At 45.2% G+C, this 17623-nt stretch carries 12 protein-coding genes; 11 read left to right on the top strand and 1 reads right to left on the bottom strand.

The features are described from left to right. From murC to AB4384_RS12270, 11 genes are all read left to right on the top strand, one after another. Positions 1 to 1461, top strand: a complete 1461-nt coding sequence (gene murC / locus AB4384_RS12220) for a UDP-N-acetylmuramate--L-alanine ligase (protein WP_017059288.1) — start codon at positions 1 to 3, stop codon at positions 1459 to 1461. A 278-nt stretch (positions 1462 to 1739) separates the two neighbouring features. Then, positions 1740 to 2432, top strand: coding sequence for a cell division protein FtsQ/DivIB (locus AB4384_RS12225; RefSeq protein ID WP_017059290.1), 693 nt, complete (start codon positions 1740 to 1742; stop codon positions 2430 to 2432). Continuing rightward, positions 2425 to 3693, top strand: coding sequence for a cell division protein FtsA (gene ftsA, locus AB4384_RS12230; RefSeq protein ID WP_010434747.1), 1269 nt, complete (start codon positions 2425 to 2427; stop codon positions 3691 to 3693). Before AB4384_RS12225 ends, ftsA begins: the two co-directional genes overlap by 8 nt. Positions 3694 to 3724: 31 nt before the next feature. Continuing rightward, positions 3725 to 4954: a cell division protein FtsZ gene (gene ftsZ, locus AB4384_RS12235; RefSeq protein WP_017059291.1), complete on the top strand. Its 1230-nt coding sequence runs from the start codon at positions 3725 to 3727 to the stop codon at positions 4952 to 4954. A gap of 96 nt (positions 4955 to 5050) precedes the next feature. Then, positions 5051 to 5968, top strand: a complete 918-nt coding sequence (gene lpxC, locus AB4384_RS12240) for a UDP-3-O-acyl-N-acetylglucosamine deacetylase (RefSeq protein WP_010434751.1) — start codon at positions 5051 to 5053, stop codon at positions 5966 to 5968. Between the two features lie 390 nt (positions 5969 to 6358). Beyond that, positions 6359 to 9085, top strand: coding sequence for a preprotein translocase subunit SecA (secA, locus tag AB4384_RS12245; protein ID WP_017059292.1), 2727 nt, complete (start codon positions 6359 to 6361; stop codon positions 9083 to 9085). Positions 9086 to 9433: 348 nt separating this feature from the next. Further along, entirely contained in the window at positions 9434 to 9832 is a 399-nt protein-coding gene (gene mutT, locus AB4384_RS12250) for an 8-oxo-dGTP diphosphatase MutT (RefSeq protein WP_017062897.1), read from the top strand. A 92-nt stretch (positions 9833 to 9924) separates the two neighbouring features. Next, on the top strand, positions 9925 to 10749 hold the full coding sequence (gene dapB / locus AB4384_RS12255) for a 4-hydroxy-tetrahydrodipicolinate reductase (RefSeq protein WP_020628676.1): 825 nt from the start codon (positions 9925 to 9927) through the stop codon (positions 10747 to 10749). A gap of 503 nt (positions 10750 to 11252) precedes the next feature. Then, positions 11253 to 12407, top strand: a complete 1155-nt coding sequence (carA, locus tag AB4384_RS12260) for a glutamine-hydrolyzing carbamoyl-phosphate synthase small subunit (RefSeq protein ID WP_010434758.1) — start codon at positions 11253 to 11255, stop codon at positions 12405 to 12407. A gap of 16 nt (positions 12408 to 12423) precedes the next feature. After that, the gene (gene carB, locus AB4384_RS12265; protein ID WP_017059294.1) at positions 12424 to 15654 is read left to right on the top strand and encodes a carbamoyl-phosphate synthase large subunit; all 3231 of its coding nucleotides are present in this window, start codon (positions 12424 to 12426) and stop codon (positions 15652 to 15654) included. Between the two features lie 195 nt (positions 15655 to 15849). Further along, a complete protein-coding gene (locus AB4384_RS12270) occupies positions 15850 to 16629 on the top strand; it encodes a TSUP family transporter (RefSeq protein ID WP_372129612.1) in 780 nt (259 codons plus the stop codon). Here AB4384_RS12270 and AB4384_RS12275 read toward each other — a convergent pair. Further along, on the bottom strand, positions 16580 to 17425 hold the full coding sequence (locus AB4384_RS12275; RefSeq protein ID WP_102394343.1) for a LysR family transcriptional regulator: 846 nt from the start codon (positions 17423 to 17425) through the stop codon (positions 16580 to 16582). The two genes, AB4384_RS12270 and AB4384_RS12275, sit on opposite strands and share 50 nt — an antisense overlap. Between the last annotated feature and the right edge of the window lie 198 nt (positions 17426 to 17623).

A 17623-nucleotide genomic window follows, 5' to 3' on the forward strand; every position in this document is an offset into this window, starting at 1 on the left:
ATGACGATTGAACATACCCAAGACTTAGCGCAAATCCGTGCAATGGTGCCAGAGATGCGCCGTGTTAAATCTATCCACTTCATTGGTATTGGTGGTGCCGGAATGAGCGGGATTGCTGAAGTCTTGCTAAATGAAGGCTACCAGATCACGGGTTCTGATATTGCTCAAAACCCAGTGACTGATCGTTTAGTTAGCAAGGGTGCGACCGTTTATATCGGTCACCAAGCGAGTAACGTTGCCGACGCAAGTGTGGTGGTTGTTTCAACCGCTATCAACGAAGAAAACCCAGAAATTATTGCAGCTCGTGAAGCGCGCACACCGATCGTTCGTCGTGCAGAAATGCTGGCTGAGCTGATGCGTTTTCGTCACGGTATTGCTGTGGCAGGTACGCACGGTAAAACAACCACGACTGCGCTAGTGACACAGATTTACTCGGAAGCCGGCCTAGATCCAACCTTCGTAAACGGTGGTTTGGTTAAAAGTGCTGGTACTAACGCACGTTTAGGTTCAAGCCGTATTCTTATCGCTGAAGCCGATGAGAGTGATGCTTCATTTTTACATCTGCAACCTATGGTTAGTATCGTAACTAACATTGAAGCGGATCATATGGATACCTACGGCGGCGATTTTGAAACGCTAAAGCAGACGTTTATTGATTTTTTACACAACCTACCATTCTACGGTCAGGCTGTGATGTGTGTTGATGATCCAGTAGTGCGTGAGCTTATTCCTCAGGTAAGTCGCCAGGTGATTACTTACGGTTTCTCTGAAGATGCGGATATTCGTATTGAGAACTACGTACAAGAAGGCCAGCAAGGCAAATTCACAGTGGTACGTGAAGGTAAAGCTAACCTTGATATCACGTTAAACATTCCAGGTCGTCACAATGCATTGAATGCATCCGCGGCGATTGCTGTTGCAACAGAAGATGACATCAGCGATGAAGCGATTCTCAAAGCGATGGCGGGAACGGAAGGCACGGGTCGCCGTTTCGATCACCTAGGTGAGTATGAAACAGGTAAAGGCGTTGCAATGCTGGTCGATGATTACGGTCATCACCCAACCGAAGTTGATGTGACGATTCAAGCTGCTCGTAGTGGCTGGACTGATAAACGTCTTGTTATGATCTTCCAACCGCACCGTTATAGCCGTACTCGCGATCTGTATGATGATTTCGCGAACGTTCTTGAGCAGGTTGATGTCCTAATTCTGTTAGATGTTTATTCTGCAGGTGAGAAACCGATTGCAGGGGCTGACGGACGTTCATTAAGTCGAACTATTCGTGGGCGTGGTAAGATAGACCCAATCTTTGTTGCCGATATCAACGCACTGCCATCGGCTTTAGCCAACGTAATTCAAGGCGGTGACCTTGTTTTAACGCAGGGTGCAGGCGATGTTGGTCGAGTAGCGAAGCAGTTGGAATCGTTACAGTTAGACATTAATAAAATGCAGAACGCGTAACAGAATACTGTCTACAGACTGTGGTCAATCGCTCACTTCTTGCGATTGACCTAAAATTGACCAAAAATCTTATTATCAACGTTTGATAGTTTGATTTTGCTCAGTATAATTCATAGGTTAAAGTAAGTGCTTTTACCTCTATTACGAAGATAGGGAATAGAATTGCGAACCAACGACAGGGAATGCGGGCTTTGGTAGAAAGTACTTTTAGCGAAAACCGCCACCTATTCAGTTTACCGTCGCTCAAGAAACACGCCTTAGGCGGGTCTTTTTTTGTCATGGTATTGCTATTCATTGGGTTTCTTTTCTATACCACACTAACTTGGATGTGGGACGATCAGCGATTGCCTCTCTCCAAAATAGTACTTCAAGGCGACTTAACTTACGTAACCGCTGGTGATGTTCAACATGCCTTTAGCGAGCTAGAGCACATTGGAACCTTCATGTCGCAAGACATCGGTGTGTTGCAAGACAGTTTAGAAGCGTTACCTTGGGTTTCAGTGGTCTCCATTCGTAAGCAGTGGCCAGACACAATAAAAGTATTTTTGACTGAGTACCATGCGGCAGCAATCTGGAACGGTAACATGCTGCTGAATGACGATGGTCAGGTGTTTAATGGTGATATCGGCCTGTTGAAGGGCGATAGAGTTAAGCTTTACGGCCCAGACGGCACCAGCCAAGAAGTGATAGAAAAGTGGCGACAGATAACCCCTTTGATTAACAGTCTAGGGTTAACCGTTACCTCTCTCGTTCTCAATGAGCGTCGCGCTTGGCAAATAATCCTAGATAACGGTATCCGTTTAGAACTAGGTAAAGATTCTTTAGATGAGCGTGTTGAACGCTTCATTTCGCTTTACAACGAACTTGGTAGTAAAGCGAATCAAGTGAGCTACATCGACCTCAGGTATGATACGGGAGCCGCTGTAGGCTGGTTTCCAGAGCAAGAGTTAGAAGAGAGCACAGATGACTAAGACCGCAGATGACAACATAATCGTTGGTCTTGATATAGGCACTGCGACCATATCAGCTCTGGTTGGTGAAATATTGCCTGATGGTCAAATCAATATCATTGGTTCTGGGCAAAGCCCATCCAGAGGTATGGATAAAGGTGGTGTAAACGACCTAGAGTCGGTAGTTAAGTCGGTTCAGCGAGCTATTGATCAAGCAGAGTTGATGGCGGAATGCCAAATCAGCAATGTATTTATCTCGCTATCGGGTAAACATATCGCAAGCCGAATTGAAAAAGGCATGGGCACTATCTCTGATGAAGAGGTGTCTCAAGACGATATGGATCGAGCGATCCATACCGCGAAATCAATTAAAATAGGTGATGAGCAGAGAATTCTGCACGTGATCCCACAAGAATTTACCATTGATTATCAAGAAGGGATTAAGAACCCACTTGGCTTATCTGGTGTTCGAATGGAAGTCAGTGTTCACCTAATTTCTTGCCATAGCGACATGGCGAGAAACATTATTAAAGCTGTTGAACGATGTGGTCTCACAGTAGAACAAATCGTGTTTTCAGGACTTGCCTCAAGCAATGCGGTAATTACTGAAGACGAGAGAGAGCTTGGAGTATGTGTTGTCGATATCGGTGCGGGTACAATGGATATTTCCATTTGGACTGGCGGCGCACTTCGACACACAGAAGTCTTTTCCTACGCAGGAAATGCAGTAACCAGTGATATTGCCTTCGCTTTCGGCACGCCAGTGAGCGATGCTGAAGAGATAAAAGTAAACCATGGTTGCGCTCTGAGTGAACTCGTAAGCAAGGATGACTCTGTTAACGTCCCAAGTGTTGGTGGTCGCCCATCGAGAAGTTTGCAACGACAAACTTTGTCGGAAGTGATTGAACCACGTTACACTGAACTTATGGGTCTCGTTAACCAAACTATTGATACGGTTCAATTACAGCTACGAGATGAAGGTATTAAACACCACCTTGCAGCTGGCGTCGTTCTCACTGGTGGAGCGGCACAAATTGACGGATTGGTAGAGTGTGCGGAACGTGTTTTCCGCAATCAAGTTCGAGTTGGTAAGCCGTTAGAAGTTAGTGGCTTAACTGACTATGTTAAAGAGCCGTATCATTCTACGGCGGTTGGTTTACTTCATTACGCAAGAGATTGTCAGATCAGTGATGAAGGTGATTACAGCGAACCTAAGCGTTCAGCACCTTCTATGTCTGGTTTATTTGGCAAATTGCGTAATTGGATACAAAAAGAGTTTTAACCTGAGTTGCAGGAAAAAACGGAGATAACACATGTTTGAACCGATGATGGAAATGTCTGACGATGCAGTAATTAAAGTCGTTGGAGTTGGTGGCGGTGGCGGTAACGCTGTTGAGCACATGGTACGTGAATCAATCGAAGGCGTAGAATTCATCAGTGTTAACACTGATGCACAAGCACTTCGTAAAACAAGCGTGAGCAGCGTGATCCAAATTGGTGGTGATATCACTAAAGGTTTGGGCGCTGGTGCAAACCCACAAGTAGGCCGTGATGCAGCTCTAGAAGATCGAGAAAGAATTAAAGAAGTTCTAACTGGCGCCGATATGGTATTTATCGCAGCTGGTATGGGCGGTGGGACTGGTACAGGTGCTGCTCCAGTTATTGCTGAAGTTGCGAAAGAGTTGGGTGTGCTGACGGTTGCTGTTGTAACTAAGCCATTTAGCTTTGAAGGCAAAAAGCGTTTAGCGTTTGCTGAGCAAGGTATTGAAGAGCTTTCTAAACATGTGGATTCATTAATTACGATTCCAAATGAAAAGCTACTTAAAGTACTTGGCCGCGGCGTAACTCTGCTAGAAGCTTTCGCAAGTGCAAATGATGTACTTAAAAACGCTGTACAAGGTATCGCTGAGCTAATTACTCGCCCTGGTATGATTAACGTCGATTTCGCGGATGTTCGCACCGTAATGTCTGAGATGGGTCATGCAATGATGGGTAGCGGTATCGCAAAAGGTGAAGACCGTGCTGAAGAAGCTGCTGAAACAGCAATTTCTAGCCCACTACTAGAAGACATCGACCTAGCTGGCGCGCGTGGCGTTCTTGTGAACATCACTGCAGGCCTAGATATGCGTCTAGATGAGTTCGAAACAGTAGGTAATACAGTTAAGGCATTCGCATCTGATAATGCAACAGTTGTGATTGGTACTTCTCTAGACCCTGATATGACAGATGAAATCCGCGTAACTGTTGTTGCAACAGGTATCGGCACAGAGAAAAAACCAGACATTACATTAGTTGCTGGTGGTAAAGCTAAGGTTGCACCAACTCCTCAACCACAGGTAGCGGCTCAAACTGCACCAAAAGTGGAAGAGAAAGTGGCACAACCATTGCAAGAAAAAACTGAGGTTAAACCTCAAGTTAAGCCGCAACCAACAACGTCACCTGTTTCTTCAGGTACAGGCGCTAGCCAAAGTGCAGCACCTAAGGCTGAGAAAGAGAGTGGATACTTAGATATTCCAGCATTCTTACGACGTCAGGCTGATTAACAAATACCCAAAATTTGACTATCGTCGAATTAATGGTAAAATTCGCGGTCGGTAAATACTGACCGTGATTTGTAGCACTGATAACGAGGCAAGCAGATGATCAGACAACGTACTCTGAAAGAAATTGTGAAAACAACTGGTGTGGGTCTCCACTCTGGTCGTAAAGTCACACTTACTCTTCGCCCGGCAGCTGCAAATACAGGTATTGTTTATCGTCGTACAGATGTAAATCCACCTGTAGATTTCCCAGCTGATCCAGCGTCAGTTCGTGACACTATGCTATGTACAGCTCTTGTTAATGACGAAGGCGTACGTATCTCTACAGTGGAACACCTTAACGCAGCTTTAGCGGGTATGGGCATCGACAACATTATTGTTGAAGTAGATGCTCCTGAAATCCCAATTATGGATGGTAGCGCAAGCCCATTCGTATACTTGCTACAGCAAGCGGGTGTAGAAACACTGAATGCAGCGAAGCGTTTTATTCGTATCAAAAAGCCTATCCGTTTTGAAGATGGCGATAAGTGGGCAGAGTTTGTTCCATTTAACGGCTTCCGTATGGACTTTGAGATCGACTTTAACCACCCAGCAATTGAATCTGATGAGCAACGTTTGTTGTTTGATTTCTCTTCACAAGGTTTTGTGAAAGAAATCTCTCGCGCTCGTACTTTCGGCTTCATGCGCGACATTGAGTATCTACAATCTCAAAACCTAGTACTTGGTGGTAGCTTTGATAATGCTATCGTACTTGACGAATACCGAATTCTTAATGAAGAGGGTCTACGTTTTGACAATGAGTTCGTAACTCATAAAGTACTAGATGCGATTGGTGACTTGTACATGTGTGGACACGCTATTATTGGTGAGTTTCGTGCATACAAATCAGGTCACGGCCTAAACAACCAACTACTACGTGCAGTACTTGCTGACGCAGAAGCTTGGGAATGGGCAACATTCGAAGAAGAAGTAGGCTCTCCTGTTGCATTTGCTGAACCAGGAATGGTTCTAGCGTAATTGTTGTTTACAGCAATATAAGATTTCGAAAACCAGGTCATTGACCTGGTTTTTTTGTATCTATTTTCCAGATACAGTGTCGTCAACATCCGAAAGTTGTCTCCCAATGAGCTGCAGTCTGGCTAATCCATCAGCAATTAGAAAGAAAAGTTCCAAGCACATCAAACAAATGGGGTTATAAATGGTTGTTGGTGTGAAAATTACTTACACTAAAGGGCATTAATTTTAACTCAAGCCTTGAAAACTCTACTCTCAAGTACAATATCAAAGATACTAGATTTATCTCAGTATCCTTGGTTAGTAACTGAAGACTAGTTCATAGCTAGTAGAGACACTGACGGCATTTAAAATAGATCGCGGACGATCTGAGAACGAAGAGATTCCAAGCACATGATTACTAAGCTGCTGACAAAGGTAATTGGCAGTCGCAATGACAGAACACTGCGCCGCCTTAGAAAAATTGTAAAAGAAATTAATAACTTCGAACCAACGTTTGAAGCACTTTCAGACGAAGAACTAAAAGCAAAAACGGTTGAATTTCGTGAGCGCTTAGATAAAGGTGAATCGCTAGACCAACTTCTACCTGAAGCATTTGCTACGGTACGTGAAGCGTCTAAGCGTGTTTACGGCATGCGTCACTTTGACGTGCAAATGATTGGTGGCATGGTTCTAAATGCTGGCCAAATTGCAGAAATGCGTACTGGTGAAGGTAAGACTCTTACAGCAACCCTACCAGCTTATCTTAACGCCCTACCTAGCAAAGGTGTTCACGTAGTAACGGTGAACGACTACCTAGCGAAGCGTGATGCGGAAACAAACCGCCCATTATTTGAATTCCTTGGTATGACTGTTGGCGTAAACGTGCCAAACATGGCTCCACCAGAGAAGAAAGAAGCGTACCAAGCGGATATCCTATACGGAACAAACAACGAGTTTGGCTTCGATTACCTACGTGACAACATGGCTTTCCGTGCTGAAGATCGTGTTCAACGTGAGCGCTTCTTTGCTGTTGTCGATGAGGTTGACTCAATCTTAATCGATGAAGCTCGTACTCCACTTATTATCTCTGGCCCAGCTGAAGATAGTTCAGATCTTTACACGCGTATTAACACGTTGATCCCTAACCTTGAGCGCCAAGATAAAGAAGATTCTGAAGAGTACCGTGGTGAAGGTCACTACACCATGGACGAGAAATCGAAACAGGTTCACCTGACTGAAAACGGTCAAGAATTTGTAGAAGAGCTAATGGTCAAAAACGGCCTGATGGAAGAGGGTGACACGCTTTACTCTCCAACTAATATCAGCCTATTGCACCATGTTAATGCAGCGCTGCGTGCACACGTACTGTTTGAGAAAGACGTCGACTACATCGTTACTGAAGAAGGCGAAGTGGTTATCGTTGATGAACATACTGGTCGTACTATGCCAGGTCGTCGTTGGTCTGAAGGTTTACACCAAGCTGTTGAAGCTAAAGAAGGTGTGAAGATTCAGAATGAAAACCAGACGCTAGCATCGATTACATTCCAGAACTTCTTCCGTCTATACGAAAAACTGTCAGGTATGACAGGTACAGCCGATACAGAAGCTTTCGAATTTCAGTCTATCTACGGCCTAGAAACAGTGGTTATCCCAACCAACAAGCCTATGGTTCGTAACGATATGCCAGATGTGGTTTATCGTACCGAAGAAGACAAGTTCAATGCGATCATTGAAGACATCAAAGACCGTGTAGCTGCTGGTCAGCCATCATTGGTTGGTACGGTTTCTATCGAGAAGTCTGAACTACTGTCTAACGCACTGAAAAAAGCAAAAATTAAGCACAGCGTTCTAAATGCTAAATTCCACGAAATGGAAGCAGAGATCGTTGCACAAGCTGGTATGCCGAGTGCGGTAACTATCGCAACTAACATGGCTGGTCGTGGTACCGATATCGTATTAGGTGGTAGCTGGCAGGCACAAGTTGAGAAGCTAGAGAATCCAACCAAAGAGCAGATCGAGAAGATCAAAGCTGACTGGAGAGTAATCCACGATAAAGTGCTTGAGTCAGGTGGTCTGCACATCATTGGTACTGAGCGTCATGAATCTCGCCGTATCGACAACCAGCTACGTGGTCGTTCTGGTCGTCAAGGTGATGCGGGTTCTTCTCGTTTCTACCTATCAATGGAAGATTCTCTGCTACGTATCTTCACATCGGATCGTATGGCTGGTCTTATCCAAAGTGGTATGGACGAAGGCGAAGCGATCGAATCTAAGATGCTTTCTCGCTCAATTGAAAAAGCACAACGTAAAGTTGAAGGTCGTAACTTCGATATTCGTAAGCAGCTTCTTGAGTACGATGATGTAGCCAATGACCAACGTAAAGTGGTTTATGAGCTTCGTGATGAACTGATGAGCTCTGACGATATCAGCGAGATGATCGAACACAACCGTGAAGATGTATTGGCATCAGTGATTGATGAATACATCGCACCTCAGTCTCTTGAAGATATGTGGGATATCGCGGGTCTGCAAGATCGTCTGAAGAATGACTTCGATCTAGACTTTGATATTCAAGGTTGGTTAGACGAAGACGACAAGCTTTATGAAGAAGCATTGCGTGAGCGTATTCTTGCTATGGCGGTTGATTCGTACAAACAGAAAGAAGAAGTGGTTGGTGCTCAAGTACTGCGTAACTTCGAGAAATCTGTGATGCTACAAACGCTAGACGGCCTTTGGAAAGAGCACTTGGCTGCGATGGATCACCTTCGTCAAGGTATCCACTTACGTGGTTATGCTCAGAAGAACCCGAAACAAGAGTACAAGCGCGAGTCGTTTGAACTGTTTGAAGGCCTACTAGATGTACTGAAAACAGACGTTGTTACCATCCTTTCTAAAGTGCGCGTTCAGCAACAAGAAGAAGTTGAAAAGATGGAAGCTCAACGTCAAGCTCAAGCTGAAGAAGCGGCGCGTCGTGCACAAGCGCAACATGCAACAGCTGAAAACCAGCTAGCTGACGATGAAGCTGAAGCGGCATCTCCACAAACGGTAGTGCGTGACGAGCGTAAAGTTGGCCGTAACGAGCCATGCCCATGTGGTAGCGGTAAGAAGTACAAGCAGTGTCACGGTAAAATCGCGTAAGTTTAATGAATCGTTGCTGTAGCGCATGATAGCTGCGTTGGTGGTACTCACTTACAGTCGTAAGCTCCGTGCCACCGCCTTGCTCTCATACACTACAACTTAGCTTCATAAAACTGACAAATAGAATATAAAGAGTCGCTTAGGCGGCTCTTTTTGTATGTAAATTTCATGGCTTACTTTGTTACGCAAGGAAGTTGTCATTCCCTATAGCGAGGAGTGAGCGTAGTAGGGAATCTTGTTTAGTTAGGCTCGCGTAGTTTTAGATCCCCAACTCAGTCGTTCCTCTTTCTTGAGGATGACGTATTTAGGGACTATGTGAGTTCAGCGTTTTATTAAGGAACACCATCAATGAAAAGAATCCATATCGTAGCGGGTATTATCTTCAATCAAGATAAGTCACAGGTCTTTATCACTAAGCGTCCAGATGACAAGCACAAAGGTGGCTTCTGGGAATTTCCAGGTGGCAAGGTTGAAGAGGGCGAAACTATTGAGCAAGCGATGACTCGCGAGCTTGATGAAGAGGTCGGTATCAAGGTGACCGAGCAGTCTCTGTTTGAGCATCTTGAATTTGATTACACGGATAAGTCACTTAAGTTCGATTTCATTCTCGTGACTGATTTTGAAGAGCAGCCTTATGGTAAAGAAGGTCAGCAAGGTGAATGGGTAAGCCTAGAATCATTGAATCAATACGCCTTCCCAGAGGCAAATGTGCCAATTTTAGAGCGAGTAATAAAAGAGTTTTCGTAATTGCTAGCCTGAGTTTGAGATTGTTGTTAGTTTAAAGAGATTAATCGATTGAACGTTGCTGCAAGAGATAAGTGGCAACGGTAACCAAAACAATGGAGATATTCGCAGTGGTAAGAATTGCAATTGCAGGAGCAGCGGGCCGCATGGGCCGCAACTTGGTGAAAGCCGCTCATCATAATTCAGAAGCAAGTGTTGGAGCTGGTTCAGAGCGTCCAGAGTCATCTTTGGTCGGCGTAGATGTCGGCGAGTTATGCGGTGAAGGTCGTTTTGATGTTGCTTTAGTCGATGATTTGTCTAAAGCCATCGAAGAGTTTGATGTGATTGTCGATTTTACTGCCCCTGTTAGCACATTAGCGAATATTGAACTTTGTAAACGTCACGGTAAAAAACTGATCATCGGTACAACGGGCTTCTCTGAAGAAGAGAAGCAGGTGATTGATGCTGCTTCAAAAGAGATGGCTATCGTAATGGCACCTAACTACAGCGTTGGTGTGAACCTGGTCTTTAAGCTGCTAGAGAAGGCCGCTAAAGTGATGGGCGATTACTGTGATGTCGAGATCGTTGAGGCTCATCACCGTCATAAAGTCGATGCACCGTCAGGTACTGCGATTGGTATGGGCGAAGCTATTGCGGGTGCTATGGGCAACGAGCTGAACGATGTAGCTGTATGGTCACGCGAGGGTATTACTGGCGAGCGCACTAAAGATGAGATTGGTTTCGCGACGATTCGTGCCGGTGACATTATTGGTGAACACACCGCTATGTTTGCTGATATCGGTGAACGAGTGGAAATTACCCATAAAGCCACTGATCGAATGACCTTTGCTAATGGCGCAATCAAGGCCGCGGTTTGGTTAAATGATAAACCAGCAGGCTTTTATACCATGACGGATGTCCTAGGTTTGAATGACCTATAAATAGATATTTATGCGCTGGCAATTGCCGGCGCTTTCTTTATTTGGTGCCTTTTCCTTAGTAATCTCACTTCTCCGATCTTCCTTCTACTTTCTTCTTATCGCCTTTTTGACTCCATTTCTATGCTGTTTATGTGGTCTTTAGTATGTTTTTTGTTTTAGATCTTTAAATTGTCATGTTTTCTCTTGGTATTTATCGATTGCGTTTTGTTGCTGATATTTTTATCACTCTATGGTTGGCTAAAATGAGGGGTGAAAATTAGAAAATCGTAATATTCGAGCTAAATGCGTATGAAAGTTGAACTTTTGGAGCTTTGAGGGGGTAAATTGAATTAGTCCTTACAAATGTTTAATTTCTTTTGAGTTAAATGTTGACACGTATCACGCAGATCACTAAAATACCGCCAATTTGTCTAATTTCCATAAACACGCAGTTTTTGGTGTTGCAGGAAGGTAGATTTGCAAATTAAATCAATTTTAATGCATTTTTATTTCTGGAGGTTGTCTTGAAGAAGTCAGCACTACTCGTCCTAGAAGATGGGACAGTATTTCACGGTGAAGCCATTGGCGCTGTAGGTTCTGCAGTTGGTGAAGTCGTTTTTAATACCTCGATGACGGGGTACCAAGAAATCCTCACTGATCCTTCCTATTCTCAACAAATCGTTACCCTTACTTACCCTCACATTGGCAATACCGGAACCAATTCCGAAGACGAAGAATCTTCTTCAATCCACGCTCAAGGCCTTGTGATTCGCGATCTCCCTCTAATCGCTTCTAACTTCCGTAATGAACAATCCCTTTCTGATTACCTTAAGTCGCAAAACGTTGTTGGTATCGCTGATATCGATACTCGTAAGCTGACGCGTATTCTTCGTGAAAAAGGCGCACAGAACGGTTGTATCGTAGCTGGCTCTTCAGTAAACGATGGAAACCTAGACGAAGCTCTAGCTCTTGCTAAAGCAAAAGAATTCCCTGGCCTGAAAGGTATGGACCTTGCGAAAGAAGTTACAACAAAAGAAGCGTATCAATGGAAACAAGGTTCGTGGACGCTTACGGGTGGACTTCCTGAAGCGAAAGCAGACTCAGAATTGCCATACCACGTTGTTGCTTATGACTTCGGTGCAAAACGAAACATCCTACGAATGCTTGTTGACCGCGGCTGCCGCCTAACGGTTGTTCCTGCTGAGACTTCAGCTGAAGAAGTACTTGCTCTGAACCCAGACGGTGTTTTCCTTTCAAACGGCCCTGGTGACCCAGAACCATGTACTTACGCAATTGAAGCGACAAAAGTGTTCCTAGAAAAAGGCTTACCAATCTTCGGTATCTGTCTAGGTCACCAGATTCTTGCTCTTGCGTCAGGCGCTAAGACAGTGAAGATGAAGTTTGGTCACCACGGTGCAAACCACCCGGTTAAAGATTTAGATCGTGATGTTGTGATGATTACTTCGCAAAACCACGGCTTTGCTGCTGACGAAGAAACCCTTCCAGAGACACTACGTGCAACGCACAAATCACTATTTGATGGTTCTCTACAAGGTATTCACCGTACAGACAAACCAGCATTCAGCTTCCAAGGTCACCCTGAAGCGAGCCCAGGTCCAGAAGACGCAGCGCCGTTATTCGACCACTTTATTGAACTAATCAAACAGCACACAGCGTAATTCGGAGTAGTAGACAATGCCAAAACGTACTGACATTAAAAGTATTCTTATTCTAGGTGCTGGCCCGATCGTTATCGGCCAAGCATGTGAGTTCGATTACTCTGGTGCTCAAGCTTGTAAAGCGCTTCGCGAAGAAGGTTACCGAGTTATTCTTGTGAACTCGAACCCAGCGACAATCATGACTGACCCAGATATGGCAGATGCAACTTACATCGAGCCTATCCAATGGGAAGTTGTGCGTAACATCATCGCTAAAGAGAAGCCTGATGCAGTTCTACCTACTATGGGTGGCCAAACTGCATTGAACTGTGCTCTAGACCTAGAAAAGCACGGCGTTCTTGAAGAGTTCGGTGTTGAAATGATTGGTGCAACGGCTGACGCTATCGATAAAGCAGAAGACCGTTCACGCTTCGATAAAGCAATGAAAGCAATTGGCCTTGAGTGTCCAACTGCTGATACAGCGAAAACGATGGAAGAAGCTTACAAAGTTTTAGACATGGTTGGCTTCCCTTGTATCATTCGTCCATCGTTCACGATGGGTGGTACTGGTGGCGGTATCGCTTACAACAAAGAAGAATTTGAAGAAATCTGTCGTCGTGGTTTGGATCTATCTCCAACTAATGAACTTCTTATCGATGAATCACTTATCGGTTGGAAAGAGTACGAGATGGAAGTGGTTCGTGACAAAAACGACAACTGCATCATCGTATGTGCGATTGAAAACTTCGACCCAATGGGTATTCACACAGGTGACTCAATCACTGTGGCTCCAGCTCAAACGCTGACAGATAAAGAATACCAACTAATGCGTAACGCATCTCTAGCAGTACTGCGTGAGATTGGTGTTGAAACAGGTGGTTCAAACGTACAGTTTGGTATCAACCCGAAAGATGGCCGTATGGTTATCATCGAAATGAACCCACGTGTATCTCGCTCTTCTGCACTAGCATCTAAAGCAACAGGTTTCCCAATCGCTAAGATTGCAGCGAAACTGGCTGTTGGTTTCACGCTAGACGAGCTAATGAATGACATCACTGGCGGCGCAACTCCAGCATCATTCGAACCAACAATCGACTACGTAGTAACTAAGATTCCTCGTTTTAACTTCGAGAAGTTTGCAGGTGCTAACGACCGCCTAACGACGCAAATGAAGTCGGTTGGTGAAGTTATGGCTATCGGCCGTAACCAACAAGAATCTCTACAAAAAGCACTTCGCGGCCTAGAAGTTGGCGCGACTGGTTTTGACGAAATGGTAGACCTAGACGCACCAGATGCTCTAACGACTATCCGTCACGAACTTAAAGAAGCTGGCGCAGAGCGTATTTGGTACATCGCTGACGCATTCCGTGCTGGTATGTCGGTAGATGGTGTATTCAACCTAACGCAAATCGACCGTTGGTTCCTAGTTCAAATCGAAGACATCGTTAAGCTAGAGCAAGAACTTAAAGCGAAAGGCTTTGCTGGTCTAAATAAAGACGAGCTAAACAAGCTTAAGCGTAAAGGTTTTGCTGATGCGCGCCTATCTAAGATTCTAGGTGTAGCGGAAAGCGAAATCCGTCGTCTACGTGACCAATACGATATCCACCCGGTATACAAGCGTGTAGATACGTGTGCAGCTGAGTTCTCTTCAGATACGGCTTACATGTACTCATCTTACGATGACGAGTGTGAAGCAAACCCAACAGACAAAGAAAAAATCATGATTCTAGGCGGCGGTCCAAACCGTATCGGCCAAGGCATTGAATTTGACTACTGTTGTGTACACGCATCACTAGCGCTACGTGAAGATGGCTACGAAACTATCATGGTTAACTGTAACCCTGAGACAGTTTCTACAGACTACGATACGTCTGACCGTCTGTACTTCGAACCAGTAACTCTGGAAGACGTACTAGCAATCGCTCGTGTTGAGAAGCCAAAAGGCGTTATCGTTCAGTACGGTGGTCAAACGCCACTTAAACTGGCACGTGCTCTTGAAGCTGCTGGCGTACCAATCATCGGTACTAGCCCAGACGCAATCGACCGTGCAGAAGACCGTGAGCGTTTCCAAGTTGCTGTAGACCGTCTAGGCCTACTTCAACCAGAAAACGCGACAGTAACAACAATGGAGCAAGCGGTAGAGAAATCTCGAGAAATCGGCTTCCCACTTGTTGTACGTCCTTCTTACGTACTTGGTGGTCGTGCGATGGAAATCGTATACGACGAGCAAGACCTACGTCGCTACTTCAACGAAGCAGTTAGCGTATCCAACGAATCTCCAGTACTACTTGATAGCTTCCTAGATGACGCTGTTGAAGTAGACGTAGATGCGATTTGTGACGGTGAGCGCGTTGTAATCGGCGGTATTATGGAGCACATCGAGCAAGCGGGTGTTCACTCTGGTGACTCAGCATGTTCTCTTCCTGCATACACGCTAAGCCAAGAAATCCAAGACGTAATGCGCGAGCAAGTTGAAAAGCTAGCGTTCGAGTTGGGTGTTCGTGGTCTGATGAACACGCAGTTTGCTGTTAAGAACAATGAAGTGTACCTAATCGAGGTTAACCCTCGTGCAGCACGTACGGTTCCATTCGTATCTAAAGCAACTGGTGCGCCAATCGCTAAGATTGCCGCTCGTGTAATGGCGGGTCAATCTCTAGAGTCTCAAGGCTTTACGAAAGAAATCATCCCACCTTACTACTCAGTGAAAGAAGTTGTACTTCCATTCAACAAGTTCCCTGGTGTTGACCCACTGTTAGGCCCAGAAATGCGCTCTACTGGTGAAGTTATGGGTGTTGGTGCGACGTTCGCAGAAGCATACTCTAAAGCTGAATTGGGTTGTGGTAACATCTACCCAGAAGGCGGTCGTGCACTTCTTTCTGTTCGCGAAGGCGACAAAGAGCGTGTTGTTGACCTAGCATCTAAACTATCTAAGCTTGGTTACCAGCTAGACGCAACTCACGGTACTGCGGTTATCCTTGGCGAAGCGGGCATCAACCCACGTCTAGTAAACAAGGTACACGAAGGTCGTCCTCACATTCTTGACCGTATCAAGAACAACGAGTATACGTACATCGTGAACACTGCAGCTGGCCGTCAAGCGATTGAAGATTCTAAAGTTCTTCGTCGTGGTGCACTTGCTGAGAAAGTTAACTACACGACTACGCTAAATGCTGCATTCGCGACTTGTATGGCGCACACTGCAGACGCGAAAACGTCAGTAACTTCAGTTCAAGAGCTACACGCTCAGGTTAAAGCTTCTCAAGCTTAATCGCCTAAAGTGTATCGCTGATATGCGGATATAAATGCTCAAAGCCCACTCCTCGGAGTGGGCTTTTTTATGTCTGTTATTCCGCGGTAGCTTAATGATGAATATTTGGAATAGGTTAGAATCTTGTGTTTCGTTATTGCTCGTCTGCTGTGAGTGGTAACTTGTCGCTACACAGGATTTTAAGGCGTTGGGTATATGGAAATTACTCTAGAAATATTGGCTATCTTGTTTGTTGTTGCAACGGCAGCAGGCTTTATTGATGCAATGGCTGGCGGCGGTGGGTTACTGACTCTACCTGCATTGCTAGCGGCTGGAGTTCCACCCACGCAGGCACTGGCAACCAACAAACTCCAAAGCTCATTTGGCAGCTTCTCCGCGAGTTGGTATTTCGTGCGCAACGGTATCGTCAGCATCAAAGAGATGCGCCTTGCTATCTTTTGTACCTTTATTGGCTCTGCAATTGGCGCTGAGTTAGTCCAGCACATTGATGCGAGCCTACTGACCAGTGTTATCCCACTGCTGCTTATCGCTATCTCTCTCTATTTCCTGTTGGCACCCCAAACTAGAGCGTCTGAAGGAAAACAGAAGATCTCTGAGGCGATGTTTGCTCTGTGTATTGGTGGCGGCGTGGGTTTATATGATGGCTTTTTTGGCCCAGGAACAGGTTCTATCTTCACCGTCTGCTTTGTTGCTATTGGTCACTTCTCGTTAGTCGATGCTACGGCGCGTACTAAAGTACTTAACTTTACCTCGAATATCGCTGCCTTAATTTTCTTTATTTTGGCTGGTTTGCCTATTTGGGAGTTGGGATTAGTGATGGCGGTCGGTGGATTTATGGGCGCTCAGCTTGGCGCTAAAGTGGTGGTGACAAAAGGGCAGAAATGGATTCGCCCCCTTGTGATCGTGATGTCGATGCTAATGGCGTCTAAACTGCTTTGGGAACAGCATCAACAATGGATTCTATCAGTGTTTTAACTCGTGGAGACTGGTAACTATTTGGTCTGACACAGATATGAATCGGCCGAATCAAGCCTGCTAATTCGGTGAAGCTATACAGATATTGAGGCTCAATATTGAGTGTTTTTACGATAGAGAGCGGGATCAACGCTGGCCCAGTCCCGCCCAATGCAAGTTGCGCCGCTGCGGTGTAGGCATCCATCTCCATCAAGGGTTTGATACCAAATTTTTCTAATACAGAAAGTTGATAAGAATTGGCTGGATTGGTCATGTCGTTAGTGATGACCATTGGAGGGAGATCCGTTAGCGGCGACTTACTCACTATGTAAAACGGTTCATCAAAAAGATGGAAGGTCATCAACCCATGATGTGGTGGCAGTAAGCCAGCACACAACCCCAAGGTCGCCTTGCCGGACTGCACCCGTTCGATAATTCTCGGCGTGTGGTTGGTGGTAATGGTGATGTACTTATCTTGCTGGATAAATTGGCCCATCATCTCACCTAAATAACCGGCTATCAGAGACTTATTGCTGTCTAGGGTGATGAGAGTGGTATCTTCCAACTCTTGCTGTTCATAAATAAGCCCACGAAGTTCATTGAATGTCGGGCCAATACTCTCGATTAATGCTATCGCATCTGGCGTGAGTTTTATCTGTCGGCCACTCGGTTCAATGAGCTTTTTACCTAGCTTCTTTTCTAAATTCGCAATCCGTTTGCTGACCGCTGATTGGCTGATATAAAGCAAACTGCCTGTGCGGCTCATGGTCTTTGCTTTACTCAATACCAGTAGAGTTTCGATTCCTTCGAGTAGCATTGGGTTATATTCATGAAAGTTGGGAATGATTGTTTCAACTTACCTCAAACAACATTCATTCTCTAGTCTTGAAACTAAAGCTTTGAACCAAGTTAGGTATTTTTAGCTATGCTCGCACGTGTAGCGCGAGAGCATAATAATTGTGTTGGGGAGCTCAAATTAAGAAAGGCTCCTTTACGGCTGTCTCTTATACACAAA

Origin of the sequence: Vibrio sp. 10N.261.51.A4 (assembly GCF_041471945.1) — a bacterium.
Lineage (GTDB): Bacteria > Pseudomonadota > Gammaproteobacteria > Enterobacterales > Vibrionaceae > Vibrio > Vibrio crassostreae_C.

What these genes read in the sequence shown, in the direction of transcription:
- murC (WP_017059288.1), top strand. Translation starts at nt 1, where the DNA reads ATGACGATTGAACATACCCAAGACTTAGCGCAAATCCGTGCAATGGTG.
- AB4384_RS12225 (WP_017059290.1), top strand. Translation starts at nt 1,740, where the DNA reads ATGGTATTGCTATTCATTGGGTTTCTTTTCTATACCACACTAACTTGG.
- ftsA (WP_010434747.1), top strand. Translation starts at nt 2,425, where the DNA reads ATGACTAAGACCGCAGATGACAACATAATCGTTGGTCTTGATATAGGC.
- ftsZ (WP_017059291.1), top strand. Translation starts at nt 3,725, where the DNA reads ATGTTTGAACCGATGATGGAAATGTCTGACGATGCAGTAATTAAAGTC.
- lpxC (WP_010434751.1), top strand. Translation starts at nt 5,051, where the DNA reads ATGATCAGACAACGTACTCTGAAAGAAATTGTGAAAACAACTGGTGTG.
- secA (WP_017059292.1), top strand. Translation starts at nt 6,359, where the DNA reads ATGATTACTAAGCTGCTGACAAAGGTAATTGGCAGTCGCAATGACAGA.
- mutT (WP_017062897.1), top strand. Translation starts at nt 9,434, where the DNA reads ATGAAAAGAATCCATATCGTAGCGGGTATTATCTTCAATCAAGATAAG.
- dapB (WP_020628676.1), top strand. Translation starts at nt 9,925, where the DNA reads ATGGAGATATTCGCAGTGGTAAGAATTGCAATTGCAGGAGCAGCGGGC.
- carB (WP_017059294.1), top strand. Translation starts at nt 12,424, where the DNA reads ATGCCAAAACGTACTGACATTAAAAGTATTCTTATTCTAGGTGCTGGC.
- AB4384_RS12270 (WP_372129612.1), top strand. Translation starts at nt 15,850, where the DNA reads ATGGAAATTACTCTAGAAATATTGGCTATCTTGTTTGTTGTTGCAACG.
- AB4384_RS12275 (WP_102394343.1), bottom strand. Translation starts at nt 17,425, where the DNA reads ATGCTACTCGAAGGAATCGAAACTCTACTGGTATTGAGTAAAGCAAAG.